Raw genomic sequence first — 24589 nt, forward strand, 5'->3', positions numbered from 1 at the left:
ATCGCTCGACTCGGGCTGCCGGTCGGGACGGCCGGGGCCGGTCCCGGCCGGCTACGGGCGGTGCAGTGCCTCAACGCCGCCGGGGCTGACAGCGAACGGTTGAGCACCCTGGCCGGTCCGGTCGCCGCCGGCCTGGTAGTCCTGCTCTGCGGTGTCCCCCAACTTGCCGACCCCGCCGGCGACCCGGCGGTCCACACCTTCGAGCACGTGCTTGCCGATCAGGTTGCCGGCCGGCAACTCGATCGGATACTCCCCATCGAAACATGCCCGACACAATCGTGTCTTCGGCTGCTCGGTTGCTGCTATCAGACCGGCAAGCGACACGTAACCCAGAGTATCCGCACCGATCGAGCGCCGGATACCCTCCGTATCAAGGCCGTTTGCCAGCAGCTCAGCTCGGGTGGCGAAGTCGATGCCGTAGAAACACGGCCAGCTGACCGGCGGCGAGGAGATGCGGACATGGACCTCGAGCGCTCCCGCCTCGCGCAGCATCCGCACGATCGCCCGCTGCGTGTTGCCGCGCACGATCGAGTCGTCGACCACGACCAGCCGTCTGCCCCGCACGTTCTCCCGCAGCGGGTTGAGCTTCAACCGGATGCCGAGTTGGCGCAGCGTCTGCGACGGCTGGATGAACGTCCGACCGACGTACGAGTTCTTCAGCAGACCGGCGCCGTAGGTGATGCCGGACTCCTCGGCGTAGCCGATCGCGGCCGGGGTGCCGGACTCCGGCACCGGGATCACCAGATCGGCCTCGACCGGGTGCTCCTTGGCCAGCCGTCGGCCGATCTGCACCCGCGCGCCATGCACGTTGCGACCGGCGATGGTGGTGTCCGGGCGGGCGATGTAGACATACTCGAACAGGCAGCCCTTGGGGTCCGGCGGCGCGAACCGGGCCGAGCGCAACCCGTGCTCGTCGATGGCGATCAGCTCGCCCGGCTCCACCTCGCGCACGACGGTCGCGCCGACGATGTCCAGCGCGGCGGTCTCGCTGGCCACCACCCAGCCGCGCTCCAGCCTGCCCAGCACCAACGGCCGTACGCCGTGCGGGTCGCGGGCCGCGTACAGGGTGGTCTCGTCCATGAACACGAAGCTGAACGCGCCGCGCAGGGTCGGCAGCACCTCCAGCGCCGCGGCCTCCACCGATACGTCCGGACGGCTGGCCAGCAGGCTGGTCACCAGCGACGTGTCCGAGGTCGATCCGTCGGTGGGCATTCCCCGCTCGGCGACCTCCCGGGCCAACTGCGCTGTGTTGACCAGGTTGCCGTTGTGCGCCAACGCGATCGTTGTCCCGGCACTGGTCGCCTTGATCGTCGGCTGGGCATTTTCCCAGGTAGAGCCACCGGTGGTGGAGTAGCGCGCGTGGCCGATGGCCAGATGCCCGCGCAGGCTCGCCAGGGTCGGCTCGTCGAAGACCTGCGCCACCAGGCCCAGATCCTTGTAGACCACGATCCCGGATCCGTCACTGACGGCGATCCCGGCAGCCTCCTGACCACGGTGCTGTAGTGCGTAAAGACCGAAGTAGCTGAGCTTGGCGACCTCTTCGCCCGGAGCCCACACACCGAAGACGCCACAGGCGTCCTGCGGACCTGGTCGCTCGGGATCAAGATCATGACTCAACCGGCCGTCGCCTCGGGGCACCTGCCGCTCCCTCGTAACTGGTCTGCTTTGACGCCTGGCCTGCACGCTTCGGTGCGGGCTGTCACCGGACTACCGTCGCGCAACAGTGTACGCGAGCTTCCAGTTGGCCCAGAGTGCTCCGAATAGCCCGACACCGGCCGGGTGACTGGCCGATCACAACTGACAAAAGAAGCATGTCTGTTCAGATTGGTAGATACGTTGAAATGTCGGATCTCGGCCCGCTAACGGTGACACGACCGCTATGTACGGCCGATGACCACTCAAGGTGCCCGGTCGCCAGTAGCACCCAGGTCACCGGATCCGTCTCCACAACATTCGATGGCGTCCCACGGGTGTGTCGTGGCCCGGCTACACACTGAATTGCACCGTAAGGTGGGACACGCACCTCCACCGATCGGCCCGGTGCCCGATCGGCCAGGCCGGCCAACAGCACCCGGACCGCCTCGCGTAGCTGCACACGCGGCGGTGTGGCACCTGCCGCGAGGGCGTCACACACCGCGACGACCACAGCGGACTTACTGTGCAGAGAGGACATATGAGGACGATACGACTAGGTCGGAATCCACTTCCTACCGCCCCTGGGTCGCGCTGATCCGTCTCGGCAAGGCATAGTTGCCGACGGTGTACTCGTCACGGGTGGCCCCTGCCCGAATCCTGGTGCGGGGAAGGATCAAACCGGAAGGCGGTGGACGTGACAACGCACCTACGAGCCTGGCTTTCGCGGGCCGGTGTTGTCGCAGCGGTGGCTGCCGTCGCGCTGGTCACCCTCCCCGTCGCGCCAGCTCAGGCCGCGGCCCCCCAGGTGACGATCCGTAGTCTCTCCAACGGCACCCTCAACTCCGGCGAGGCGGCCACCCTCGAGTTCGAGGTGACCAACACCAACACCGGAGAAGACGCGCAGACCACCTTCAACATCCGGGTGACGACGAACATCGGTGAGCTGCGCTGCGAGGGCTCGTGCGACTTCACCGACACCATCGACGCCGAAGACGGGAAGAAGCAGTTCTCGGTCCGACTGGTCGCCGGTCAGGTTGCCACGAACCAGACCCGCAGCGGCCGGGTCGAGATCCGCGCCGAGGTCGCTGGCGAGTCCGGCACCGCGCAGCGGGACATCTCGATTCGTGGGCCGCAGGAGGCACCGCGGGTCAAAGAGGTCGCCGGCAAGGTCACCGACGTCTCCACCGGCGAACCCATCGAAGGCGCCGTGGTCGCGATGAGCGACTCACAGAACAACGCCTACGACACGACCACCAACGCCAACGGCAACTACCGGTTCACCTCGTCGAACAACCGGCCGATCGCCCCCGGCGAGATCCTGGTCGGTGCGGTCGCCGACGGCTACGACGGCAGTGATCCCAAGCGCGTCACCGCCGCCGCCGGCCAGTCGATCACCGTCGACCGGATCACCCTCAAGTCGAACGTCGCACCGACGCCATCGCCGACACCAACACCAGAGGCGAGCGCGGAAGCCTCCGTCGAGCCGACTCCGAGCGCTCCGGCCACCAGCACCCCGGCGGTCGAGACCCAGAATCTGGCAAGCGAGAGTTCCGGCAACGGCATGGGCTCCTGGCTGCTGATCATCATGGGTGGCCTGTTGGTTGCCCTCGGTGTCGGCGCGATCGTCCTGCTGTTGGTCCGGCGCAGGGACAACGCCGAGGACGAGGCGGATCCGTCGGACGACGATCCGGGCGGCGGTCGGGCCTCGGTCCCCGGCAGCCAGGGCGTCTATCACGGCGCGGACGACGCGACCCGGGTCGCCATGCCGACGATGCCGGACGGCCCCGTCTCGGACGCCACGATGATCACTCCCCGGCCGTCCCTGTCGGACGCGCCGACGATGCTGCACAACATGGCACCGATCAAGGACGAGTTCGCCGACCCGTACGGCGCGCTGCCGCAGGCGCCGAGCCCGCCCGGCGGAGGCGACCAACGATACGGGGGCGAACAGCGGCCAGGCTGGGGCGGACCGCCAAGCCAACCGATGTACGGCGGCGCAGGCGCGGCCGATGCCACCAGTGTGTACGGTGCGGTCCCCGGCCCGGATGCTCCGGGCCCGGCCAGCGGCGGCGGGTATGGCGGCGCGACCGGGTCGGCCCGGCCCGGCGAGTACGGCAACACCTCGCCGTACGGCAACGCCCCGGCCTCCGGAGGCCCGTACGGCAACGCCCCTTCGTCTGGTGCAGCCGGCCCGTACGGCAACGCCCCTTCGTCTGGTGCAGCCGGCCCGTACGGCAACGCCCCGGCCTCCGGAGGCCCGTACGGCAGTTCCTCGGCACCAGGTCAGTACGGTGCGCCGGCTGGCCGACCGGCGGCAGACGACCCCGGGGACTACCGGGGCGGGCGCGGGTACGGCGGCGATTCCGGCACAGCTGGCTACGCTGGCGGCGGCTACGGCAGTGACCGCTACGATGAGCCCACCGGGCGCTACGAGCCGGAAAGCTACGGTCGCACCACCGGGTCCGCGTTTGATTCAGGTGCCTACGGAGGCCACGACTCGGGCCGGGTGGACCCGCCGGCCCCGCCCCGCGGTCCGGAGCCTCCGCAGGCCGGATACCGGGGCGGCGCTCCAGCCGGCGGCTACGGCGGCCAGGAGAGCGGTGGCTACGGGAACGCCGGTTTCGGCGGTAGTCCTGCGGACAGCTACGGCGACAGTCGGGCACCGGCCGGCGGAAGCTACCCCGACAGCGGCTATGGCGGCGACCGAGGTGCCGAGTACGGCTCCGATCCGGGATACCGAGGTGGCTACCCCGGCGGGGCAGGTGGGTACGGCCCGCCGGCTGGCGCCGGCTATGACGAGGCTGGTGGCGGCTACCCGTCGGCTGCCGGTGGCGGCTACCCGTCGGCTGCCGGTGGTGGCTACCCAGACCCGGCCGCTGGTGGCGGCTACCCGTCGGCTGCCGGTGGCGGGTACGACGACCGTCGGGTTCCGGACCAGCGGGGTGGCTACGGGCAGCCCGCATACGGGCAGCAGCCATATGACCAGCAGCCTTACAACCAGCAGCCGTACGGCGAGCAGCCACCCGGTGACTCCTCACGGCATGGCGGTCCTGCCACGCCGCCCGCCGGTCGGGGCGGGGAACGGCGTTCGCTGGACTGGCTCGACGACTGAGCGAGCCACACACCCACAGCTAAGCAGAGCGGTGGGCCGCGACCTGAAAAGGTCCTGGCCCACCGCTCTGCTTCGTATATCAGCCGCGTCGAAATCGGCGCGGAAGCGGAAACCGCGAGACGATCAGTCCGTCGACTTCGCCGTGGCGGAGCCGTCCGTCTTCGGGTCCGCTGCCGTCGGGTCGTCCGCGATCGCAGCCGGACGGTCGACCGGTTGGGCTGCCTCATCGTCATCGGTGGCCGCCCCAGCGCCCTCGTCGTCCGAGTCCGCTGCGACCTCGCCCACCGGCTTGCCGTCGTCCGGCTCGCCATCGTCCGGCTCCGTGACCGCTCCGTCCGCCTCTTCGAGGGAGTCGGCGACCGCGTCGGACTCGGTGACCGCGTCGGTCTCGGCATTGTCCGGGTCGACGTCGATGGTCGCCGGTGCGTCGTCCGCAACGCCGGCCGGGCTGTCCACCGCAGCCGAGTCGCTGGGGGTGCCAGCGGCGTCCGGATCCTGCGGGTCGACGGGCACGTTGCCCTGCCCGACGCCGCTGAACAGTGCCGGCAGCGTGCCGGTGTACGCGGCGCGCAACTCGTCGAGACCAACGGTGAACTGGTCCCGAACCTCCAGCAGTCGGGCCCCGGGGTCGGTGACGCCGATCATCGTCCACGGAAGGTCATGCTCGACGCACAGCGCGGCGAACGCTTTCTCCCGGCCACGCGGCACCGCGACGACAGCCCGCCCGGTCGACTCGCTGAACAGGAAGACGAACGGCATCGAGCCATCGGTGAACTCGGGCGGGAGCGCGATCCGGGCACCGATCCCACGCCGCAGGCATGCCTCGACCAGGCCCTGCGCCAGACCGCCGTCGGAGAGGTCGTGCGCCGAGTTGATGTGGCCGACCCGGGCGGCCTCGGCGAGAACAGTCGCCAGCACTCGCTCCCGGGCCAGGTCGACCTTGGGCGGCGTACCACCGAGGTGTTGGTGGGTGACCCAGGCCCACTCGGAACCGGACAGCTCCAGATTCGTCTCGCCGAGCAGCATGATCAGGTCACCGTCGGCGTGGGCCGGCGGCAGGAATCCCATCGGTACGCGCTGCGCCACGTCGTCGAGGACACCGAGCACGCCCACCACCGGAGTGGGGTGGATGGCGGCGGCCCCGGTCTGGTTGTAGAAGCTGACGTTGCCACCGGTCACCGGGATACCCAGCTCGGCGCAACCGTCGGCGAGACCGCGGACCGCTTCGGCGAACTGCCACATGACGCTCGGGTCCTCCGGCGAGCCGAAGTTGAGGCAGTTGGTGACCGCGACCGGGCGGGCGCCGGACATGGCGACGTTGCGGTACGACTCGGCGAGGGCGAGCTTGGCACCCTGGTACGGATCGAGCCGGGCGTAGCGGCCGTTGCCGTCGACGGACAGCGCGACACCCAGGCCGGTCTGGTCGTCGATCCGGATGACCCCGGCATCCTCGGGTTGGGCGAGCACGGTGTTACCCAGGACGTAGCGGTCGTACTGCTCGGTGACCCAGGTCCGGTCGCACAGGTTCGGCGAGGCGATCATCCGCAGCAGGGTTTCCCGCAGCTCGTCGGGGTTGCCTGGCCGGGGCAGCGTCTCGGCCCGGTCGGCCTGCAGCAGGATCAGGTCAGCGGGCTCGCGCATCGGGCGGGCGTAGACGGGGCCGTCGTCGGCGAGTGAACCCGGTGGTACGTCGACCACCGTGTGGTCGCGCCAGGTGATCACCAGTCGACCGGGCTGGCCGTCCGGCTCGGCGGGGGTGACCTCGCCGATCGCGGTGGCGATCACCCCCCACTTGTCGGCGATGGCCAGCACGCCGTCGAGCTTGGCCGGCTCGACGATGAGCAGCATCCGTTCCTGCGACTCGCTGGCCAGGATCTCGTGTGGCTCCATGGAGGGCTCACGCAGCGGAACCCGCTCCAGCCAGACCCGCATGCCGGTGCCGGCGGCAGCGGCGGTCTCGGTGAGCGCGCAGGTCAGCCCGGCGCCGCCGAGGTCCTGGATGCCGACCACCAGGCCGGCGTCGTACAGCTCCAGGCACGACTCGATGAGCAGCTTCTCCATGAACGGGTCGCCGACCTGCACCGAGGGGCGGCGCTGCTGGCTGGTGTCGTCGAAGGTGGCACTGGCCAGGACGGAGACGCCGCCGATGCCGTCGCGGCCGGTCTTCGCACCCATCAGCACCACGACGTTGCCGGCACCCGCGGCGGCCTTGTTCTGCAGCCGATCCACCGGCAGTACGCCGATGCACAACGCGTTGACCAGCGGATTTCCCTGGTAGCAGGGGTCGAAGACGACCTCGCCGCCGATGTTCGGCAGGCCCAGGCAGTTGCCGTAGCCGCCGACACCGGCGACGATGCCAGGTAGCACCCGTGCGGTGTCGGGGTGGTCGGCGGCGCCGAACCGCAGCGGGTCCATCACCGCGACCGGCCGGGCACCCATGGCGAGGATGTCCCGGACGATGCCGCCGACACCTGTCGCCGCGCCTTGGTACGGCTCGACGAAGCTGGGGTGGTTGTGCGACTCGACCTTGAAGGTGACCGCGAGCGTCTCGGAGACCTGCACCACTCCGGCGTTCTCGCCGATGCCGGCGAGCATCACCTCACTCGGCGGAGCCTTCTCGCTGAACTGCCGCAGGTGCACCTTGCTCGACTTGTACGAGCAGTGTTCGCTCCACATGATCGAGTACATGGCGAGCTCGGACTGGGTGGGTCGGCGGCCGAGGATCTGCCGGATCCGCTCGTACTCGTCGTCGCGCAGCCCCAGCTCGGTGTAGGGCTGCAGCTCGCCCTGGGTGTCGACGGCGCGGGCGACAGTGTCCGGGCCGCCCACGTACGGGTCGACCGCTACTGGAATGTCGGCGTCCGCCGGCCCGGCGGACGCTGCCGCCTCCGACTGCGTGGTCATGCCGGCGCTCCCGCAAGGTGCTTGAGGATGGAGATGAAGAAACCGAGACCGTCGCGGGACGGACCGGTCAGGTCCTCGACCGCGTGCTCGGGGTGCGGCATCAGCCCGACGACGTTGCCGGCGGCGTTCGCGATCCCGGCGATGTCGCGCTGCGAGCCGTTGGGGTTGCCGCCCACGTAGCGGGCAACCACCCGGCCGGTCGCCTCCAACTCGTCCAGGGTCCGCGCGTCGGCCACATAGCAGCCTTCGCCGCTCTTGAGTGGGATCAGTGCCTCCTGTTTCGGCGAGAAGGCGTTGGTGAATGCCGTGTCGGCGGCCTCGATCCGGATCAGCTGGTCGCGGTTACGGAAATGCAGGTGCTGGTTTCGGGTGAGCGCGCCCGGCAGGAGATGGGCCTCACACAGGATCTGGAAGCCGTTGCAGATGCCGAGAACGGGCAGCCCGTCGCGGGCCGCCGCGATGATCGACTCCATGACCGGGGCGAAGCGGGCGATCGCCCCGCAGCGTAGGTAGTCTCCGTACGAGAATCCGCCGGGCAGCACCACTGCCTCGACGCCCCGCAGGTCGGCGTCGCCGTGCCAGAGGCGCACCGCGTCGCCGCCAGCGAGTCGGATCGCCCGGGCGGCGTCACCGTCGTCGAGCGAGCCCGGAAAGGTCACCACGCCGATTCGGGCATTCATGACGACTTGTCCGCGCTCTCGGGCTGCTCACCCAACCGGACCTCGTAGTCCTCGATCACCGGGTTGGCCAGCAACTTGTCCGCGATCTCCCGGGCCCGATCCAGGTCGGGCTCGCCGGTGAACTCGATCTCGATCCGCCGACCGATGCGCACCGACGCGACATCGCTGACGCCCAGCCGAGGCAGCGCGTTGGCAACCGCCTGCCCCTGGGGGTCGAGAATCTCCGGCTTGAGCATGACGTCGACGACGACGCGAGCCACGTGGCACTCCTGACCGTGTACGCGTTGGGGTGCTGGCCTCGGACGGGCCGCGCACCGGTCAGCCTACCTGGTGACGCCAGCTGCGACGCACCGGCGGTCCAGGAGCCGAATCGGTGATCGGGCTACAAATCGGCCACGAACTGATAACGGGGACAGTCGGTGCGGTCGGCGGCTCCGCCATCATCGACACCCGCCGGGCATCAACGCATCGTATGACCTCGATTTGATTCTTGTAGATGGGCTCGCCGCCGCCTACCGTCAATCGTCAAACGCCAGATGGCATCCATCGGACGTTGGCTGTAACACTCCGTCGGCCGGTCATCCCCTCCGGCGACGGCGGCTCGCCGACCCGCACCCGGGTCGCCTCCTCGGAAGGACCCCCCATGCGCATCCGCCTGGCCGTGGCAGCAGTCGCCACCACCCTGATCAGTCTGGTCGCCGCACCCACCGCAGCCTCCGCCGCGCCGGAGGAGATCATCGGCGGCGGCACCGTCTCGTCGGCCCCTTGGGCTGCAGCGGTCTTCAGCAACGGCTCGTTCACCTGCTCCGGCACGATCATCGCCCCGAACTGGGTGCTGACTGCCCGGCACTGCGTCAGCGGGAGCATGTCGGTCCGGGTCGGCAGCGTCTACCGGTCCTCCGGCGGCGTCACCCGGACCGTCAGCGCCAGCTACAGCCGGTACGACCTGGCGCTGCTCTACTTCTCCAGCCCGATCAGCACCAGCTACGTGACCCTGTCCAGCAGCTACCCGCCGGTCGGCTCGACGAACAGCATCTACGGCTGGGGCATGACCTGCTACAGCGGCTGCGACGCCTCGCCCCAGCTCAAGACGGCGTCGGTCCGGGTGACCAGCACCAGCGTCACCGACGCGTACGGCGGCCGGGCGATCCGCAGCAGCCGGATCGACGGCAACGCCTGGCGCGGTGACTCGGGCGGCCCGGAGTTCTACAACGGCCAGCAGGTCGGCGTGGCCTCCACCGCCAACGGCACCACCATCCAGAACTACGGCAGCGTCGCGTACAACCGGGCCTGGATCCAGTCGATCGCTGGCGTCTGAGCACGGACGGAGTCGACCAGACTCTGCCGGCTGGTCCGGATGGTGGACGGCGCGGATTCCGCAGACCTCCCCGGAATCCGCGCCGCCCGTCGTCTCCCGGGCGGTGCGGCTCTCGTCGTTACCGCCCGGTGCCCGCGAGCGCCGCCGCCAACGCTCGCGCACTCTTGACCAGCTCGCTCGACCCACGACGCGCCGCCACGGCGGTCACCTGCGGAATCTCGCCGCTCGCCCCGCACCGCAGCACGCACTCCACCGCAAGGGTCAGCAACTTCCCTACCCCCCGCGCCACCGGTTCGCCTTCGAGCAGGCCGGGGAGCGCGCCTCGACACACCGACCACACCGTGGCGTAGGCACCGGTAGCGGCCATCTCACCCAAGGTGTCGATTGCTCGGCTGAGCGTGAGAAACGGAATCTCCTCGGCACCGAGCTTCACAATCTGCCGACCGAGCAGGCCGCCGTCCAGATCGCCACGGGCAGCCAGGACCAGGATCGCGTCGATCACCGCGGCGCGTTCCTGCGGACGGTCGGCGTCCATGGCCAGCGCGAGGCTGAGATGTAGGGCGAAGTCGGCCGGGCCGCCCGACTCGGCCAGTTGCGGAAGTAGACGCATCCAGGCCCGCCTGTCCCGCTCTGTGTAGGCCTGATTGGCGCTGTGGTTGTAGTAGCAATTCGCCACCCTGTCCCGGTGGTGCGGCAACATGGCCACCCATGCCGCCAACTGGTTGCGGCACCGCCGATCCCATGTCGTGCCGGTACGAAAGAGCAGCTCGGTGTCGGCCGGTAGTTGCACATCGGTTACCACTCCGGGCAGGTCGATCAATCGGTGCACGATGTGGAAGGCGTCAACCTTTTCCCAGTCGTCCGGTGCCGACGGCTGATGCGGGTAGCCACCGGCCCGTAGCCAGCTGGACAGCTGAAGTCCGGCCTCGCCCGGCAGCCTGTCGGCTGCGTCAAGCACCCGCTGGTCGGTGGTTGGAGTGACCCGCAGCAGGGCCTGACCAAGATCGGCCGACCGCGCGGCGATGCCACGGTCGGCGTATGCAGCCAGGCGCTCCACGAGTACCGCCGCGTCGAGGGCCCCGGTGGCGTCGGTCGGAACCGCCAGCAGGTACGGAAGGTCGCCGGCGCGTACCGCCTCGGCGGCTTCCCGAATGCGGGCGGCGAGCAGCTGACCGGGGGGCGAGAACTCGCAGCAGCGCGGCACGAGCCAGTCGTCGTCCAGCACCGCACCGGTCACCGCGTGGACAACGACCCACAGGTATACAGGTGTGCAGTCACTGGGCCGTCCCGGTACCCGCCGCACGACGGGGACCAGCGCCGCGGCGAGTCCGGCCCGGTTGCGGGCCGAGTGGCGGACAAGTCCGTCGAGCGCCTGCTCGAACACCACGATGTCCGGACTGCCGGCCAGCACGGCGGCCACCTGTTCGGCGACCTCGGCGGGCGTGCCGAGCGGTTCGGGCACCGCGGCGGGCGCATCGACCATCGGCAGCGTCTCGACGTACGGCTCGCCGCGCCGCGCCGCCGATCCGAACAGGTCGGCGGCCTGTGCCGACAGTGCAGGCGTCAACCGGGCCGCCGCTGCCGCCAGGACAGCCCGGACCGGCTCGTCGGCACCGGCGTGCTCCGCCGCCGACGCGGTATCCAGATGCCGGGCAACCACCTTGAGTGCCTGCTCCTGCACAGCGATGTCCGGATGTTCGAACGCCAGAGCTGCCGACCGCACCAGCTGGCCGGCTCGTGCCGGGTCTCGACGTGCTGTCCGGTCGATCCACCTCAGGTGCGCCCGAATGAGCTTTTTGTCCGGCCTGCGAAGGAGTCGTCGAGTCGTCTCGGTCACCAGCTCCGGCTCGACCAAGCCGGCCTCGTCCAACTCGGCGAGACGAGCCCGGGCATACTCGGCCACCGGCACCCACAGTTCCAACAACGTGAGATAGTCACGGCCCATCGCAGCATGTTGCGCCAAGGTGGGGGGCATATCCTCGACCATCTCCAGGCGGCTGCGCAGTACGCTGCGTTCGCTCGTCTGCCGGACCTGCTCCAGCCACCCTCGCAGCATCTTGGACCAGTACTCCGCCGCCAAGACGCGCCACCGCGGATCATCCGCAATCAACCGCACCAGTGCCTTGTCCCCCTGCGGCGAACAGAGGTCGCCGCGGCCGACTCGGCGGAAGACGAGGTCGACGACATAGTCCCCGCTGATGAGACCAGCTGCGATGAGTTCGGCCTGCGCGGAGTCCGACATATAGGAATCTGGCTCCATCTCGACGATGGGCAGTAGGACTGGGGTGAGCGGGTCGTTTCGCATCCGCTCACCGAACGTCTCCCCGGGCGGGTTGGGGACCAGGTCAGGGTCACCGCGACACCACCGGGTCGAAAGCCAATGGAGGAGGAACCGGCGGGAGGTCGGCGGGGGGCAGCCGGTGCGCCGGATCAGGTAGTCGGCAAGCGGAAAAAGGTCCCTCCTTGAGTCAATCGCGGGAACCAGACCCGTCTGCTGTTCGGCCGTCCAGAGGTCCACCACCTCGACCACCCAACGGTGCGGCCCAGCAGTCTTCTTCTCGTCGTCCTCCCACCTGATGTCGTCCTTCTGGCAGTAGTGGTTCTCCATCTCGGTGAGCCACTTCCCGGCTGTGCCGGGGTCGGGTTGCGCGGCGAATTCGGCGGCGAGGCGCCCGAACCGCTCCGGCTGAGGCAACTCCCTCCATTCGTAACACAGCAGTGCTGTCCGAAACTCGGCGAGCGCCTCGGCGTGTCCGGCGCGCTGCGCTGGCGTGAGCTCGCCCATCGCCCGGCCCACGCCGGCCGCGTCGCCAGCGACGATCAGATCCATGATGTCCACTGCAGCCTCACGAGTTCGTGGTGATCCGGGCGGCGAGCACGTGCCGACACGGTCCTCGCCCACCCTGGTACTTCGCCCACCAGAGGCAGGTGCAGCTCACCCAGCCGGCAGCGCCGAGCCGTACGGTGTGGATCTCCTCGCCCGTACCGACGGTCGCCAACCCGTCAGCGATCGTGACGGCGCCGACTGCGACCAGCTCACGTGCTGCCCGCAGCCGCGGGTTGAGCCTTTCGATCTGCTGCGGGCGGTACGGCAGGTCACGGTGGAAGTGCGACTGCTCAGCGAGGTCAAAGCCGACCTGACCTGCCGTGCCCAGCGTGGTCAGAGCTGCCCGGACCCGGTGGGACGGCAGGTCCGCCATCCGGGCCAGCTGATCGACGTCGATCGTCGGGTCCCAGGCCAGCAGCGCGGACACCAGGGCGGCGTCCTCGGTCGCCGTCGAAGTGGCCAGATCGTCGAGCACCCCGCCCTCGCCGGAGAAGCCCCGTGCCGCCGCCGGCGAGAGCATCAAGGTCAGCCGCATCCCCGGCAGCCGTGCCTCCCACGCGACGGGCCCGAGGGTTCCGTCGGCTGGGGCGTAGATCCGGACGGCGTCCGCGTACGGCAGGACCGGCCACAGCGCGGTCAGCCGCTCGACGCCGGGTAGGCCGATCGTGCCCGGTCCGGGGCGGGTGGCCGGGCGCAGACTGCGGCCGGTCGCGCTCACCCAGCGCGTGGTGCCGACAACTGAACGGGTGGTAGGGCGCGGCGCCGCCCGCAGGATCGCCTCCGCGTCCGCCGGCGACACCTCCGCCCGCAGGCTCAGCCCGGTGGCCAGCACCTGCGCCTCGGCAAAGCCGCGCACCCACCGCGACGGCAGGGGCACCTGCTTCTCCACGTACCGCCCGTCGAGCGTCGTCACGGCGACCTCGTTTGCCCCGACGAGCAGGTGCAGCGGCGCCGCAGCACCGACCCGGTTGAGCGCTCGGCGGAAGTCCGAGTTGACGTCGACGTTGGTGGTGCCGTGCCGAATCACCTCGCCGTCCAGGCCGTCACCGAGAATGTCGAGGCGGGCGTAGACCCCACCGCATCCGGAGAAGGACTCGATCCTCAGCCGGTCGCCGTTCGCTGTCACCACCGGGTCCAGCCAGGCGGCGAGCTGTGGCCGGTAGTAGCGCGTCGCCGCCACGTCGGCGACGACAAGAAACCCGGTCGCGGCAGCTACCGGGGCGGTAAGGAACCCGGTGAACAGCTGCGGATGCGCCACCGGGCCGTCGGGAGTGACCCCGCCGGAGGTCTCCAGCAACATGGTCAGCCCGGCCGCGTCTTCCTGGATGGTGGAGAACCCGCGGTACGCGTAGTCGTAGTCGGACACGGCGGCAATCCTGGCAGAAAGGGGCGACAAGTCCTGATCGCCGCCCGCAGCCCCGAAATATGTGATCTGGCTGGTAAAGGGCCTAAAGTAGCCATACGTCGCCGATCGTCCGAACTTAGATTCCCGGCGGTTCACTAGTGCCGGGCTGGCGGTCGCCCGCTGACCGATAGCCGACGTGGGCTCCGCAGAGGTGCGCTGAGTCCGCGCCGCTCCGTTTGGCAGATGGCGCAGGCTCCACCATTGCCGGCATTCCCGGCACACCCCCGCTCATAGCATCGGTCTCGTGCTGGTCGTGACGACGAATGACCTTCCCGGCTATGAGATCAAGACCGTACTTGGCGAAGTGGTCACCTCGGTGGTCCGCTCGATCAACCCGTTCAAGGAGGGTGTCAAGGCGCTTCGGGGCGGCAAGTCCGACCCCGAGGGTGCCATGAACCTCACCAAGTGGCGTACGGAAATCCTCGGCAAACTCGGCGAGGCGGCGAGGAAGAAGGGCGCGAACGCCGTCATCGGGATGCGGTTCGACACCCGTCAGATCGGCAGCACCCACATGGAGCTGTGCGCCTACGGCACGGCGGCCGTGGTGTTGCAGCTCCGCCCCGACGCGGGTGACGACACCAGGCAGGCGAAGGTCGACGCCAGCCACTCCGACCCCAGCGCCGGCAACGAGACCGGCGGCTCAGCCGGCTCCGGCGGCCGGTGATCCGACGATCCCGGAGCAGTCAGAGGATCGCGGCGGGCTGGTAGGTCGCCGCCTGCGGGTGGACGCCGACCACTTCGGCGACCCGCTCCACCACCGCCTGCACCTGGGCGGCTGCCGCGCCGACGAAGCCGGCCCGGTCCGCGACGACCGCGGCGATCTCGTCACGGGTCAGGCCGAGTCGCTCATCGGCGGCCAGCCGGTCGAACAGGTCGTTGTCGGCGGCGCCCTTCTCCCGCATGGCCAACGCGACCGCGACCGCATGCTCCTTGATCACCTCGTGGGCGACCTCCCGGCCGACGCCGCCCCGCACGGCGGCGACGAGGATCCGGGTGGTGGCGAGAAACGGCAGGTAGCGGTCCAGCTCACGGTCGATCACCGCCGGATACGCACCGAACTCGTCGAGCACCGTGATGAACGTCTGGAACAGCCCGTCGGCGGCGAAGAACGCGTCCGGCAGAGCGACCCGGCGGACCACCGAGCAGGAGACGTCGCCTTCGTTCCACTGGTCGCCAGCCAGCTCACCGACCATCGACAGATAGCCGCGAATCACCACCGCGAGCCCGTTCACCCGTTCGCTGGATCTGGTGTTCATCTTGTGCGGCATCGCGCTGGAGCCGACCTGGCCGGGCCGGAACCCTTCGGTGACCAGCTCCTGGCCGACCATCAGCCGAATCGTGGTGGCCAGCGACGACGGGGCGGCGGCGGCCTGGGCCAGTGCGGAGAGCACATCCAGGTCGAGGGAACGGGGGTAGACCTGGCCGACGCTGTGCAGCACCCGCCGGAAGCCGAGGTGGCCGGCGACCCGGCGCTCCAGCTCGGCGACCTTGTCGGCGTCGCCGTCGAAGAGGTCGAGCTGGTCGGCCGCGGTGCCGACCGGGCCTTTGATGCCGCGCAGTGGGTAGCGGTCGATCAGATCGGACAACCGCTCGTACGCGATGAGCAGTTCCTCGGCCGCGGACGCGAACCGCTTGCCCAGCGTGGTGGCCTGAGCGGCGACGTTGTGTGAACGTCCGGCGATCACCAGGTCCGTGTTCTCGACGGCGAGCCGGGCCAGTCGGGCCAGGGCGGCGACGACGCGGTCGCGGATCAGCTCCAGCGATGCCCGGATCTGCAGTTGCTCGACGTTCTCGGTCAGGTCCCGGGACGTCATCCCCTTGTGGATCTGCTCGTGCCCGGCGAGCGCGCTGAACTCCTCGATTCGCGCCTTGACGTCGTGCCGGGTGACCCGCTCACGCTCGGCGATCGAGGCCAGGTCGACCTGGTCGACGACCCGCTCGTACGCCTCGACCACTCCGTCGGCGACGGGGATGCCGAGATCGCGCTGGGCGCGCAGTACGGCGAGCCAGAGCCGCCGCTCCAGCCGGATCTTTTCCTCCGGGGACCAGCGGGCGGCGAGCTCGGCAGAGGCGTACCGGGCGGCGAGCACGTTGGGGATCTGCGGGTGCGATGTCACGTACCGCAGTCTCTCACGGCCGCCGGCGCCGGCGTGGTCCGCGTCGGCACCGCCTGGCGGTCGACGTACCTGCGTTCGGCCGGAATGTCCGCTACCTTGATTCTCATGATCCAGATGGCGGCTCTGGTCTACGTGATCGCGATCGCGCCGGCGGTGGTGGGCCTGGCCGCACTGGGGTACGGGCTGCTGCGCTGGCAGGGTGAACGCGCGTTGAACGGGATCGGCCACCGGGTGACCGGCCGGGTCACCGACAGCCGGGTGACGCAGCGGGCGACCGGGCGAATGGTGTTCCACCCGGTGGTGCGGTTCCAGACGCTCTCCGGTCAGAACGCCGTCACGACCGGCAGCCGGCCGAGCCGGCGGTCGTTCATCGCCGGAGCCGAACTGGACGTGGTCTACGACCCGATGGATCCGGGTCGCTCCGATGTCGCCGGCACCCGACTCGGGCCCTGGTACGCGGCGGTCGGGGCGGCGTCCATCGGCTTCGGGGTAGCGGCCTTCCTGCTGTTCCACAGCTTGGCGAGCCTATCGACCGCCGTGGCAATCTGCCCGATCTGCCAGTAATTGCGTAACTGTCAGCATTTTTCCTCGTTCAGCTTTTCGTGCCGGACCCTGCCGGCCAAGCCACTCCCGCTACCGCACGCCGACAAAGGTCTTGCTTGGACTCGACTGGGCTGCGCGACGCCGAAGTTCGAGACGAGGATCCGTGCGTACCACTTTATATCGAAAAATTGCCATATTCGCGGCTACCGCTGGGGCGTTCATGCCCGGGCCGGACCTGATCGTCCCCGACGGATTCACCTACCTCGCGGCCCAGCCGACCCCCACCACCACCGGAGTCGATCCGGGCGGCGGCCCGGCCGACGGCTTCACCTACCGATCCGGCTCGACGCCCCGGATCGACTCGGTGAACCCTGGTGAGGGGTCCACCGCCGGCGGCACGACGATGACGGTCAGCGGGGCGAACTTCATCCCCGAGCAGACCCGCGTGACGATCTGCGGTCAGATCGTCGGCCCGAGCCTGGTGACGGTCAGCGGAGCCTTCAACGTGCTCACTTCTCCGACCCCCGAGTGCGACGCCGGGACGGCCACGATCTCGGTCACCACAGCGGCCGGCACCTCCAACGAGGTGACCTTCCAGTACGTCGGCGACGGACCGCCCGGCACGGAACCGCCCGGCACGGAACCACCCCGCACGGAACCACCACGCACGGAACCACCCCGCACGGAACCACCCCGCACGGAACCACCCCGCACGGAACCACCGGACACCCGGTTGCCGGTCACCGGGCAGGCATCGGGGCAGCTAGCCGTCGGAGGCGCACTTGCGGTCCTGCTCGGTGCGGTCCTGCGGTTGATGGCCGGCCGTCGCAGCCAGCGGCGGTGACCACCAAGGGCGGGCGGCCAGCGGCCGCTCACCGCTCGACGATGGCGGTGACTCCCTGGCCGCCGGCCGCGCAGATCGAGATCAGCGCCCGGCCGGAGCCCTTCTCGGCGAGCAGCTTCGCGGCAGTGGCGACGATCCGGGCACCGGTCGCGGCGAACGGGTGCCCGACGGCGAGCGACGAACCGGTCACGTTGATCCGGTCCCGGTCGATGGCGCCGAGTGGCGCGTCCCGGCCGAGCCGGTCCCGGCAGAACTCGGGCGACTCCCAGGCCGCCAGGGTGGCCAGCACCTGGGACGCGAACGCCTCGTGGATCTCGTAGAAGTCGAAGTCCTGCAGTTTCAGGCCGGCCCGGTCGAGCAGCCGAGGAACCGCGTACGTCGGCGCCATCAGCAGTCCCTCGTCGCCGTGCACGAAGTCGACGGCGGCCACCTCGGACATCCCCAGGTAGGCCAACGGCGGCAGGTTGCGGGCCGCCGCCCACTGCTCGCTCGCCAACAGCACGGTGGCCGCGCCGTCGGTCAACGGCGAGGAGTTCCCGGCGGTCATGGTGGCGGAGTCGGCATCGGCGCCCAGGGCGCCGAAGGCCGGTCGGAGCCGGGCCAGCCGCTCCAGGCTGGCGTCCGGGCGCAGGTTCTGGTCGCTGGTCAGCCCGAGGTACGGGGTCATCAGGTCGTCGAAGAAGCCCCGCTCGTACGCGGCGGCCAGCCGCTGGTGCGAGGCGAGCGCCAACTCGTCCTGGGCCTGCCGTTCGACGCTCCAGCGACGCGCGGTGATCGCGGCGTGTTCCCCCATCGACAGGCCGGTACGCGGCTCGGCGTTGCGCGGAATCTCCGGCTTGAACGCCTGGCCGGGGCGCAGCCGGCTGGCGGCTCTGATCCGGTCACCGACCGACCGGGCCGCGCTGATCTTCAACAGGGTTCGGCGCATCTCCTCGTTGACGGCCAGCGGAGCGTCACTGGCGGAGTCGACCCCACCGGCGACACCGACGTCGAGCTGCCCGAGGGCGATCTTGTTGGCGACCAGGATGCTGGCCTCCAGGCCGGTGCCGCAGGCCTGCCCGATGTCGTAGGCCGGGGTGTGCGGGTCGAGTGCGGAGCCGAGCACCACCTCGCGGGTGAGGTTGAAGTCGCGGGAGTGCTTGAGCACCGCACCGGCTACCACCTCGCCGAGTCGCTCGCCGGCCAGCCCGAACCGGGCGATCAGCCCGGCCAGCGCGGCGGCCAGCATGTCCTGGTTGGTGGCGTCGGCGTAGCGACTGTTCGCTCGGGCGAACGGAATCCGGTTGCCGCCGACGATCGCGACCCGACGGATGCTCTGCACGATTTCCCTCCTCCGCTTGCCCAGACCCTACTCGCGAGTAGGCTACCCCTATGGGTGACAGGTACGCGAGCTTCGCGACGTCGGGCCCCGGCCGCACCATCGTCAGACGACTCGGCCTGCCCGAACCGCCACCGCTGCGCCGACACACGCCCGGTGCCACCCTGACCACCGGGCCGGTGCTGGTCGGTGCCGCTGCCGGCGGACGACTGGCCGGAGAAGTCCACCGCCTCCTCACCGCCGCCGGCTGCACCACCGTGGCCCAGGACGATGCCGCTGGTCCGCCGCTGGGCGCGCTGGTCTTCGACGCGACCGGGATCACCGACTCACCCAGCCTGCGGGCGCTCTACGACTTCTTCCACCCGGTGGCCCGCCGCCTCGACCGGTGCGGCCGGGTCGTCGTGCTCGGCACCGCGCCACCGGACTGCCCGACACCTCGGGCGGCCACCGCCCAACGCGCGTTGGAAGGGCTGACCCGCAGCATCGGCAAGGAGTTCGGCAGGGGCATCACCGCACAACTCGTCTACGTCGACCCGGCGGTGGCGTCGGACACCGACGCGGACACGGGCACGAACACCGCCGCGCTGCCGGCCGGCGAAACGGAAAATCTGGCCGGACTGGAATCGACTCTGCGGTTCCTGCTCTCCGGCCGCTCCGCGTACGTCTCAGGGCAGGTCGTCCAGGTCGGACCGGCACCGCCCGACGCCCGACCCGCCGACTGGGACCGACCCCTGGACGGCAAGGTCGCGCTGGTCACCGGGGCGGCCCAGGGCATCGGTGCGGCGATCGCCCGGGTGCTGGCCCGCGAGGGCGCGCACGTCGTCGCGCTCGACGTACCCGCAGCCGGCGACGCGCTCGCCGCCGTCACCAACGACATCGGCGGTACGGCGGTGCAGCTCGACCTGACCGCTTCCGACGCGCCTGACCGGCTTGCCGACCACCTCGCCACCCGACCCGGCCGGGTCGACATCGTGGTGCACAACGCCGGCATCACCCGGGACCGGACCATCGCCCGGATGGACGCGCAGCGCTGGGACACCGTGCTCGACGTCAACCTGTCCAGCCAGGAGCGGATCAACGACGTACTGGTGGATCGGGAGCTGCTGCCCGACGGCGGCCGGCTGATCGGCGTGGCGTCGATCGCCGCAATCGCCGGCAACCGGGGGCAGACCAACTACGCCACCAGCAAGGCCGGGGTGATCGGGCTCGTTGCCGCGATGGCACCGGTGCTGGCTGGCCGAGGGGTGACGGTCAACGCGGTGGCGCCGGGCTTCATCGAGACCCGGATGACGGCCAGGATGCCGCTGCTGCTGCGCGAAGCGGGCCGGCGGATGAACAGCATGGCCCAGGGCGGACTACCCGTCGACGTGGCCGAGACCGTCGCCTGGTTCGCCTCGCCAGCGTCGGCCGGGGTCAGCGGCAACGTCGTGCGGGTCTGTGGGCAGAGCCTGCTCGGCGCGTGAGCGCGGCAACCATCGACAGCTGAGGAGCCAGCCACCCGATGACCGACCAGCAGACCGACAACAAGCCCGAGAGCAACGGCGGTAGCGGCGTCGACGCAGCGCCGGTCGACGACCGTACGAAGCCGATCCAGGTCGTCGAGCTTGACGGCCCACCGGCCACCGGCGTCCTGCTACGTCGGGCGGCGCTCGGTGCTCTGCCGGCACTACCCGGGCTGGGCAGGCTCGGCGGCGGCGGCGAGCGGGGCGGGGACCAACTGCCGAGGGTCGAGTACCGACTGGACAACCAGCTGGTGAGGCGCGGTCAACTGGCCGCGTACGACCAGGTGTGCGGGTTCCCGCTGGCCGACGAACTACCGGCCACCTACCCACATGTGATGGCCTTTCCGCTCGCGTTGACACTGATGTCGGCGCCGGACTTCCCGTTCCCGCTGGCCGGTCTGCTGCACGTGACGAACCGGATCACGGTGCACCGACCGATCGACGCCGCCGAGCCGCTGAGCCTGACGGTGCACGCGGAGCAGCTGCGGGCACATCCCCGGGGCCGGCAGTTCGACCTGGTGGCCACCGCCAGCATCGACGAGGAGGTGGTGTGGCGCGGGGTCTCCACGTACCTGCGCCGGGAGGGTGCCCGGCGCGGTGGCGGCACCGACCAGGTGGCCGAGCCGGCGCCGACGGGCGGTCCCGGCAGGTGGCGGGTGCCGGCCTCGGTGGGTACGCGGTACGCGCGGGTCTCCGGCGACCACAACCCGATCCACACCTCTGCCCTGGGTGCCCGACTGTTCGGATTCCGGCGCCGGATCGCGCACGGCATGTGGGCCAAGGCTCGGTGCCTGGCCGCGCTGGCGGGTCGACTACCGGCGGCCTACACGGTGACGGTCGGGTTCAAGACGCCGATGCCGCTGCCGACCTCGGTCTCCTTCACCGCCGACTGCCACGACACCGGCTGGGAGTTCACGGTTCGCGATCTGCGTACCGGTCGTCCGCATCTGACCGGCGACCTCGGCTGACGCCCAGCCCCGACCGACCCGCTCCTCGGTCCGGTGACCGGTCAGCTGGGGTGTTCGGCCGCGTGCCAGGTCTGGCCGGCCAGGAGTTGGGCGGCACCGAGCCAGGCGACGTTCATCATCCGGGCGGCCGTGGTGTCCGGATCGACGTCCGGATGGTCGGCCAGCCAGTCGGCGAGCGACTCGATCGCCCCGACCAGGGCGTACGCCATCACTTCCAGATCCACGGCGGTGACCGGCCGGCCGATCGGGCGGACCCGGTCGACGGCGCGGGCCAGCAGCCCGGCGATCGCCTGCACCATGGCGGTCCGCAGGGTGGCCAGCTCGCCGGCGAAGCGCTGCTCGGCGCGGGCCTGCCGGTAGAGCACCACCCAGCCGTCGCGGTGCGCGCCGACGAACCCGAAGAAGGCCCGCAGGCCCCGCCAGAGCTGCTCGTCACCGGTCAGGTCGACGTCTGCGGCGGCGACCACCGCCTCCAGCATCCGGGCCGCTTCGCGGTGCAGACAGGCGACGAAGAGCTGTTCCTTCGTGCCGAGGTACGCGTACAGCATGGGTTTGGAGATGCCGGCCCGCTCGGCGATGTCGTCCATGGCGGTGGCGTGGTAGCCCTGCCGGGAGAAGGTCTCGACGGCAGCGTCGAGCATCTGGCGCTCGCGAACCGCACGGGGAAGGCGGCGGAAAGACCGCACGATGGACACCGGTGCAGCATAGCTACTGGCACGTAACCTTACGCTAGAGTAGGTCCCGACGTTTCGATCTGGAGGGCACACCATGACTGAGTTCGACCCGGCCAACTTCTCGGCTGTCGACGCCAAGGGATTCAGCAAGTTGGTCAAGTCGACCCCGGATTCGAAGCTCGCCGAGGTCATGCGGGGCGACCTGCGCGGCAAGGTGCTCGACGAGGTGTTCAACCGGATGCCCACCCTGTTCCGCCCGGAGAAGGCCGGCTCCACCAACGCGGTGATCCACTGGAACATCACCGGACGGCCCGACGGCGGCACCGACACGTACGAGATCGTCGTCGAGAACGGCACCTGCGTGCTGTCGCCGACTCCGCAGCGTGATCCCCGGCTGAGCCTGACCCTCGGGCCGGTCGACTTCCTGAAGATCGTCTCCGGCGGTGCAAACCCGATGATGATGTTCATGACCGGCAAGTTGAAGGCAAAGGGCGACCTCGGACTCGCCGCCCAGATCGCCAACCTGTTCGACATCCCGAAGGGCTGACGCAGCCTGCCGCGGCGAAGCTGACGCGACCGTCGCCGGCCGGCGACCCCCAGGCTGGCCAGCGACGGAACCAACTCCGCACGACGCGGGACCGATCCAGAACCCGTCGCGGTACGTGTTCTCTATCAGCGGGTCTTCCACCAGCGGGGCCGATTGCCCCGCTGCCGGACGACCCGGCCCGGGTCGGTCCCGCCGCAGTTGGGGGTGCCAGCGGAGATGGAACTGCCGTTCGTGATGGCTACGTTGACCCGGCGTGGGTTGCTCACACCCGGTTCACCGGTACGCACCTTCGCTCAGCTCAGTGCGTTGCGCCGGTGGGGCTTCACCCTCGCCGGCGAGCTTCGCCAGGCAGCCGCGCGCGACCCGGACCGGATCGCGCTGATCGACGATACCGACCGACAGGTGACCTACCGCGAGCTACTGGACAACACAGAGCGGTTGGCGAGCTCCCTGCGCACCACCCTGGGAGTCACCGTCGGTGACCGGATCGGTCTGCTCTGCCGCAACCATCCAGACCTGATCATGATGATGATCGCCGCCGGGCTGCTCGGCGCCGACACCGTCCTACTACACACCGGTCTCGCCGGTCCGCAACTCGCCGCCGTCGCCGACGAGCAGCGGATCCGGGTGCTGCTGCACGACCGGGAGTTCAACGAGTCCGTCGCGGCGGTCGGTGCCGAGGTCGTCCGAATCGACGAGGCCCGAGTCGCCGAGCTGCTGGGCAAGGCCCCGGCCAACGCCCGGGTCGACCCGCCGCAGCGCGACGGCCGCACCATCATGCTCACCTCCGGCACCACCGGGACACCGAAAGGCGCCCGCCGCCGGACCCCGGCCACCTTCGGGCCGCTGGCCTCGATCATCGACCGGATTCCGCTCCGGGCCCACGACCGGATCATGATCGCCGCGCCGATCTTCCACACCTGGGGGTACGCCGCCCTGCAGATCGCCCTCGCGCTGCGGGCCACCATCGTCGTGCACCGGCGATTCGAACCGGCCGCCGCGTTGGCCGCCGTACGGCAGCATGGCTGCGGCGCGATGTTCGCCGTACCGGTGATGTTGCAACGCCTGCTGCACGACGTGCCGGCACCGCAGCGGCCGACCGGGCTGCGGGTCGTCGCGGTCAGCGGTTCCGCGCTCGGCGGCGGGGTGGCCACCCGGTTCATGGACCGGTACGGCGACGTGCTCTACAACCTGTACGGGTCGACCGAGGTGTCCTGGGCCGCCATCGCCTCCCCCGCCGACCTGCGTCGCGCCCCCAACACCGCTGGACGCCCACCACACGGCACCCGACTGGTGGTGCTCGGACCTGACGGCGAGCCGGTGCCGGCGGGTCAGGTCGGGCAGATCCACGTCGGCAACGAGCTGCTCTTCGATGGCTACACCGCTGACGCGGACGGACGCGACGATTCCTCGGTAGCCGACCGGCTGCGCGGTGCTTCAGCGGCGGACCGGCGACCTGGGCTGATCGGCACCGGCGATCTCGGCCACCTGGACGCCGACGGGCTGCTCTTCGTCGGCGGTCGGGCCGACGACATGATCGTCTCCGGTGGGGAGAACATCTTCCCGTCCGAGATCGCCGACCTGCTCGCGCAGTTGCCGCAGGTACGCGAGGCCACCGTGATCGGCATTCCGGATCCCCAGTATGGCCAGCGACTCGCCGCGTACCTGGTGCTGCACGCCGACGAGACGCTCGACGCCGAGGCTGCCAGGGAGTACGTCCGCCGATATCGGGCCCGGTACGCCGTACCCCGCGACGTGATCTGCCTGCCTGCCCTGCCCCGCAACGCCGCCGGCAAGATCGTCACCCGCGACCTGCCCCGTCCCCGCGGCTCCAGCTGACGAACAGTGGTCTGCGGTCCACGAGGCGTTGGCGGCCGGCCATGATCGCGACGATCTTGCGCTTATCGAGAAGATTTGTCGGGATTGTCCGTCGATAAGTGCAAGATCGTCGCGATCTTGAGCGGTCAACCCCGGGCCCCGGGCGCGGGGAATGGTCGGTGGGGTGGCGTGGTTGTACATGGTCCGCAGCGCAGTAGCGGCCCCCCACCCACCCGGGTAGGCAGATGGCCCCGCAGCAGCGGACACCCCAGAGAGACCTTGAGACACCGCACCACCCGGAAAGTGCCGTTACCGCACACCCCGCGCCATGCGGTGTGTGTACCCCCCGGAACGGAAGGTGGACCCCCCTATGACCA

Annotated in this window: 19 protein-coding genes; 9 read left to right on the top strand and 10 right to left on the bottom strand. The window is 70.1% G+C overall.

The window, feature by feature from the left end; translation table 11 throughout:
- Nucleotides 1-51: 51 nt before the first annotated feature.
- Both purF and ACFHVL_RS08595 read right to left on the bottom strand, forming a co-directional pair.
- Nucleotides 52-1638 (bottom strand): amidophosphoribosyltransferase, encoded by a 1587-nt coding sequence (gene purF / locus ACFHVL_RS08590; protein ID WP_416626761.1) that lies wholly within the window; start codon nucleotides 1636-1638, stop codon nucleotides 52-54.
- A gap of 181 nt (nucleotides 1639-1819) precedes the next feature.
- Nucleotides 1820-2173, bottom strand: a complete 354-nt coding sequence (locus ACFHVL_RS08595) for a sterol carrier family protein (protein ID WP_416626763.1) — start codon at nucleotides 2171-2173, stop codon at nucleotides 1820-1822.
- Nucleotides 2174-2380: 207 nt separating this feature from the next.
- On the opposite strand from ACFHVL_RS08595, the gene ACFHVL_RS08600 reads away from it, so the two are divergent.
- Complete coding sequence (locus ACFHVL_RS08600) at nucleotides 2381-4747, top strand: carboxypeptidase regulatory-like domain-containing protein (RefSeq protein WP_416626764.1); 2367 nt, start codon at nucleotides 2381-2383, stop codon at nucleotides 4745-4747.
- Nucleotides 4748-4870: 123 nt separating this feature from the next.
- On the opposite strand, the gene purL is transcribed toward ACFHVL_RS08600, so the two are convergent.
- The 3 genes from purL to purS are packed head-to-tail and all read right to left on the bottom strand — an operon-like array spanning nucleotide 4871 to nucleotide 8591.
- Nucleotides 4871-7651, bottom strand: a complete 2781-nt coding sequence (purL, locus tag ACFHVL_RS08605; protein ID WP_416626766.1) for a phosphoribosylformylglycinamidine synthase subunit PurL — start codon at nucleotides 7649-7651, stop codon at nucleotides 4871-4873.
- Nucleotides 7648-8331, bottom strand: a complete 684-nt coding sequence (purQ, locus tag ACFHVL_RS08610) for a phosphoribosylformylglycinamidine synthase subunit PurQ (RefSeq protein WP_416626768.1) — start codon at nucleotides 8329-8331, stop codon at nucleotides 7648-7650. The genes purL and purQ overlap by 4 nt, the downstream gene beginning before the upstream one ends.
- Entirely contained in the window at nucleotides 8328-8591 is a 264-nt protein-coding gene (purS, locus tag ACFHVL_RS08615) for a phosphoribosylformylglycinamidine synthase subunit PurS (RefSeq protein ID WP_416626770.1), read from the bottom strand. Before purS ends, purQ begins: the two co-directional genes overlap by 4 nt.
- 383 nt (nucleotides 8592-8974) lie before the next feature.
- Between purS and ACFHVL_RS08620 the strand changes: the two genes are divergently transcribed.
- Nucleotides 8975-9649 (top strand): S1 family peptidase, encoded by a 675-nt coding sequence (locus ACFHVL_RS08620; RefSeq protein WP_416626772.1) that lies wholly within the window; start codon nucleotides 8975-8977, stop codon nucleotides 9647-9649.
- Between the two features lie 118 nt (nucleotides 9650-9767).
- On the opposite strand, the gene ACFHVL_RS08625 is transcribed toward ACFHVL_RS08620, so the two are convergent.
- Nucleotides 9768-12479 (bottom strand): hypothetical protein, encoded by a 2712-nt coding sequence (locus tag ACFHVL_RS08625; protein ID WP_416626774.1) that lies wholly within the window; start codon nucleotides 12477-12479, stop codon nucleotides 9768-9770.
- A gap of 16 nt (nucleotides 12480-12495) precedes the next feature.
- Complete coding sequence (locus ACFHVL_RS08630; RefSeq protein WP_416626776.1) at nucleotides 12496-13842, bottom strand: SWIM zinc finger family protein; 1347 nt, start codon at nucleotides 13840-13842, stop codon at nucleotides 12496-12498.
- Between the two features lie 283 nt (nucleotides 13843-14125).
- Here ACFHVL_RS08630 and ACFHVL_RS08635 point away from each other — a divergent pair, with 283 nt between their 5' ends.
- On the top strand, nucleotides 14126-14545 hold the full coding sequence (locus ACFHVL_RS08635; RefSeq protein ID WP_416626778.1) for a YbjQ family protein: 420 nt from the start codon (nucleotides 14126-14128) through the stop codon (nucleotides 14543-14545).
- A gap of 19 nt (nucleotides 14546-14564) precedes the next feature.
- Here the strand turns inward: ACFHVL_RS08635 and purB are convergent, their stop codons facing one another.
- Nucleotides 14565-15998, bottom strand: coding sequence for an adenylosuccinate lyase (gene purB, locus ACFHVL_RS08640; RefSeq protein ID WP_416626779.1), 1434 nt, complete (start codon nucleotides 15996-15998; stop codon nucleotides 14565-14567).
- Nucleotides 15999-16103: 105 nt separating this feature from the next.
- Between purB and ACFHVL_RS08645 the strand changes: the two genes are divergently transcribed.
- Together ACFHVL_RS08645 and ACFHVL_RS08650 are read left to right on the top strand one after the other, a co-directional pair.
- Nucleotides 16104-16562, top strand: coding sequence for a DUF3592 domain-containing protein (locus tag ACFHVL_RS08645; RefSeq protein WP_416626781.1), 459 nt, complete (start codon nucleotides 16104-16106; stop codon nucleotides 16560-16562).
- Between the two features lie 199 nt (nucleotides 16563-16761).
- Nucleotides 16762-17385: an IPT/TIG domain-containing protein gene (locus tag ACFHVL_RS08650; protein ID WP_416626783.1), complete on the top strand. Its 624-nt coding sequence runs from the start codon at nucleotides 16762-16764 to the stop codon at nucleotides 17383-17385.
- A 28-nt stretch (nucleotides 17386-17413) separates the two neighbouring features.
- Here ACFHVL_RS08650 and ACFHVL_RS08655 read toward each other — a convergent pair whose 3' ends face one another.
- Nucleotides 17414-18706: an acetyl-CoA C-acetyltransferase gene (locus tag ACFHVL_RS08655; protein ID WP_416626785.1), complete on the bottom strand. Its 1293-nt coding sequence runs from the start codon at nucleotides 18704-18706 to the stop codon at nucleotides 17414-17416.
- A 50-nt stretch (nucleotides 18707-18756) separates the two neighbouring features.
- On the opposite strand from ACFHVL_RS08655, the gene ACFHVL_RS08660 reads away from it, so the two are divergent.
- Together ACFHVL_RS08660 and ACFHVL_RS08665 are read left to right on the top strand one after the other, a co-directional pair.
- Nucleotides 18757-20166, top strand: a complete 1410-nt coding sequence (locus ACFHVL_RS08660; protein ID WP_416626787.1) for a 3-oxoacyl-ACP reductase — start codon at nucleotides 18757-18759, stop codon at nucleotides 20164-20166.
- A gap of 38 nt (nucleotides 20167-20204) precedes the next feature.
- Nucleotides 20205-21173, top strand: coding sequence for a MaoC family dehydratase (locus ACFHVL_RS08665; protein ID WP_416626789.1), 969 nt, complete (start codon nucleotides 20205-20207; stop codon nucleotides 21171-21173).
- A gap of 41 nt (nucleotides 21174-21214) precedes the next feature.
- Here the strand turns inward: ACFHVL_RS08665 and ACFHVL_RS08670 are convergent, their stop codons facing one another.
- Complete coding sequence (locus tag ACFHVL_RS08670) at nucleotides 21215-21868, bottom strand: TetR/AcrR family transcriptional regulator (RefSeq protein WP_416626790.1); 654 nt, start codon at nucleotides 21866-21868, stop codon at nucleotides 21215-21217.
- Nucleotides 21869-21941: 73 nt separating this feature from the next.
- Between ACFHVL_RS08670 and ACFHVL_RS08675 the strand changes: the two genes are divergently transcribed.
- Nucleotides 21942-22394 carry an SCP2 sterol-binding domain-containing protein gene (locus ACFHVL_RS08675; RefSeq protein WP_416626792.1) on the top strand — a complete coding sequence of 151 codons (453 nt, stop codon included), beginning with the start codon at nucleotides 21942-21944 and terminating at the stop codon, nucleotides 22392-22394.
- A 216-nt stretch (nucleotides 22395-22610) separates the two neighbouring features.
- Nucleotides 22611-24233: an AMP-binding protein gene (locus ACFHVL_RS08680; RefSeq protein WP_416626794.1), complete on the top strand. Its 1623-nt coding sequence runs from the start codon at nucleotides 22611-22613 to the stop codon at nucleotides 24231-24233.
- Nucleotides 24234-24589 lie beyond the last annotated feature (356 nt).

It is taken from the genome of Micromonospora sp. LOL_023, from assembly GCF_048060115.1.
In the GTDB taxonomy this organism is placed as follows: Bacteria; Actinomycetota; Actinomycetes; order Mycobacteriales; family Micromonosporaceae; genus Micromonospora_E.

What these genes read in the sequence shown, in the direction of transcription:
- ACFHVL_RS08660 (WP_416626787.1), top strand. Translation starts at nt 18,757, where the DNA reads ATGGGTGACAGGTACGCGAGCTTCGCGACGTCGGGCCCCGGCCGCACC.
- ACFHVL_RS08595 (WP_416626763.1), bottom strand. Translation starts at nt 2,173, where the DNA reads ATGTCCTCTCTGCACAGTAAGTCCGCTGTGGTCGTCGCGGTGTGTGAC.
- ACFHVL_RS08645 (WP_416626781.1), top strand. Translation starts at nt 16,104, where the DNA reads ATGATCCAGATGGCGGCTCTGGTCTACGTGATCGCGATCGCGCCGGCG.
- ACFHVL_RS08650 (WP_416626783.1), top strand. Translation starts at nt 16,762, where the DNA reads ATGCCCGGGCCGGACCTGATCGTCCCCGACGGATTCACCTACCTCGCG.
- purL (WP_416626766.1), bottom strand. Translation starts at nt 7,651, where the DNA reads ATGACCACGCAGTCGGAGGCGGCAGCGTCCGCCGGGCCGGCGGACGCC.
- ACFHVL_RS08675 (WP_416626792.1), top strand. Translation starts at nt 21,942, where the DNA reads ATGACTGAGTTCGACCCGGCCAACTTCTCGGCTGTCGACGCCAAGGGA.
- purQ (WP_416626768.1), bottom strand. Translation starts at nt 8,331, where the DNA reads ATGAATGCCCGAATCGGCGTGGTGACCTTTCCGGGCTCGCTCGACGAC.
- ACFHVL_RS08665 (WP_416626789.1), top strand. Translation starts at nt 20,205, where the DNA reads ATGACCGACCAGCAGACCGACAACAAGCCCGAGAGCAACGGCGGTAGC.
- ACFHVL_RS08625 (WP_416626774.1), bottom strand. Translation starts at nt 12,479, where the DNA reads ATGGATCTGATCGTCGCTGGCGACGCGGCCGGCGTGGGCCGGGCGATG.
- ACFHVL_RS08620 (WP_416626772.1), top strand. Translation starts at nt 8,975, where the DNA reads ATGCGCATCCGCCTGGCCGTGGCAGCAGTCGCCACCACCCTGATCAGT.
- ACFHVL_RS08680 (WP_416626794.1), top strand. Translation starts at nt 22,611, where the DNA reads ATGGAACTGCCGTTCGTGATGGCTACGTTGACCCGGCGTGGGTTGCTC.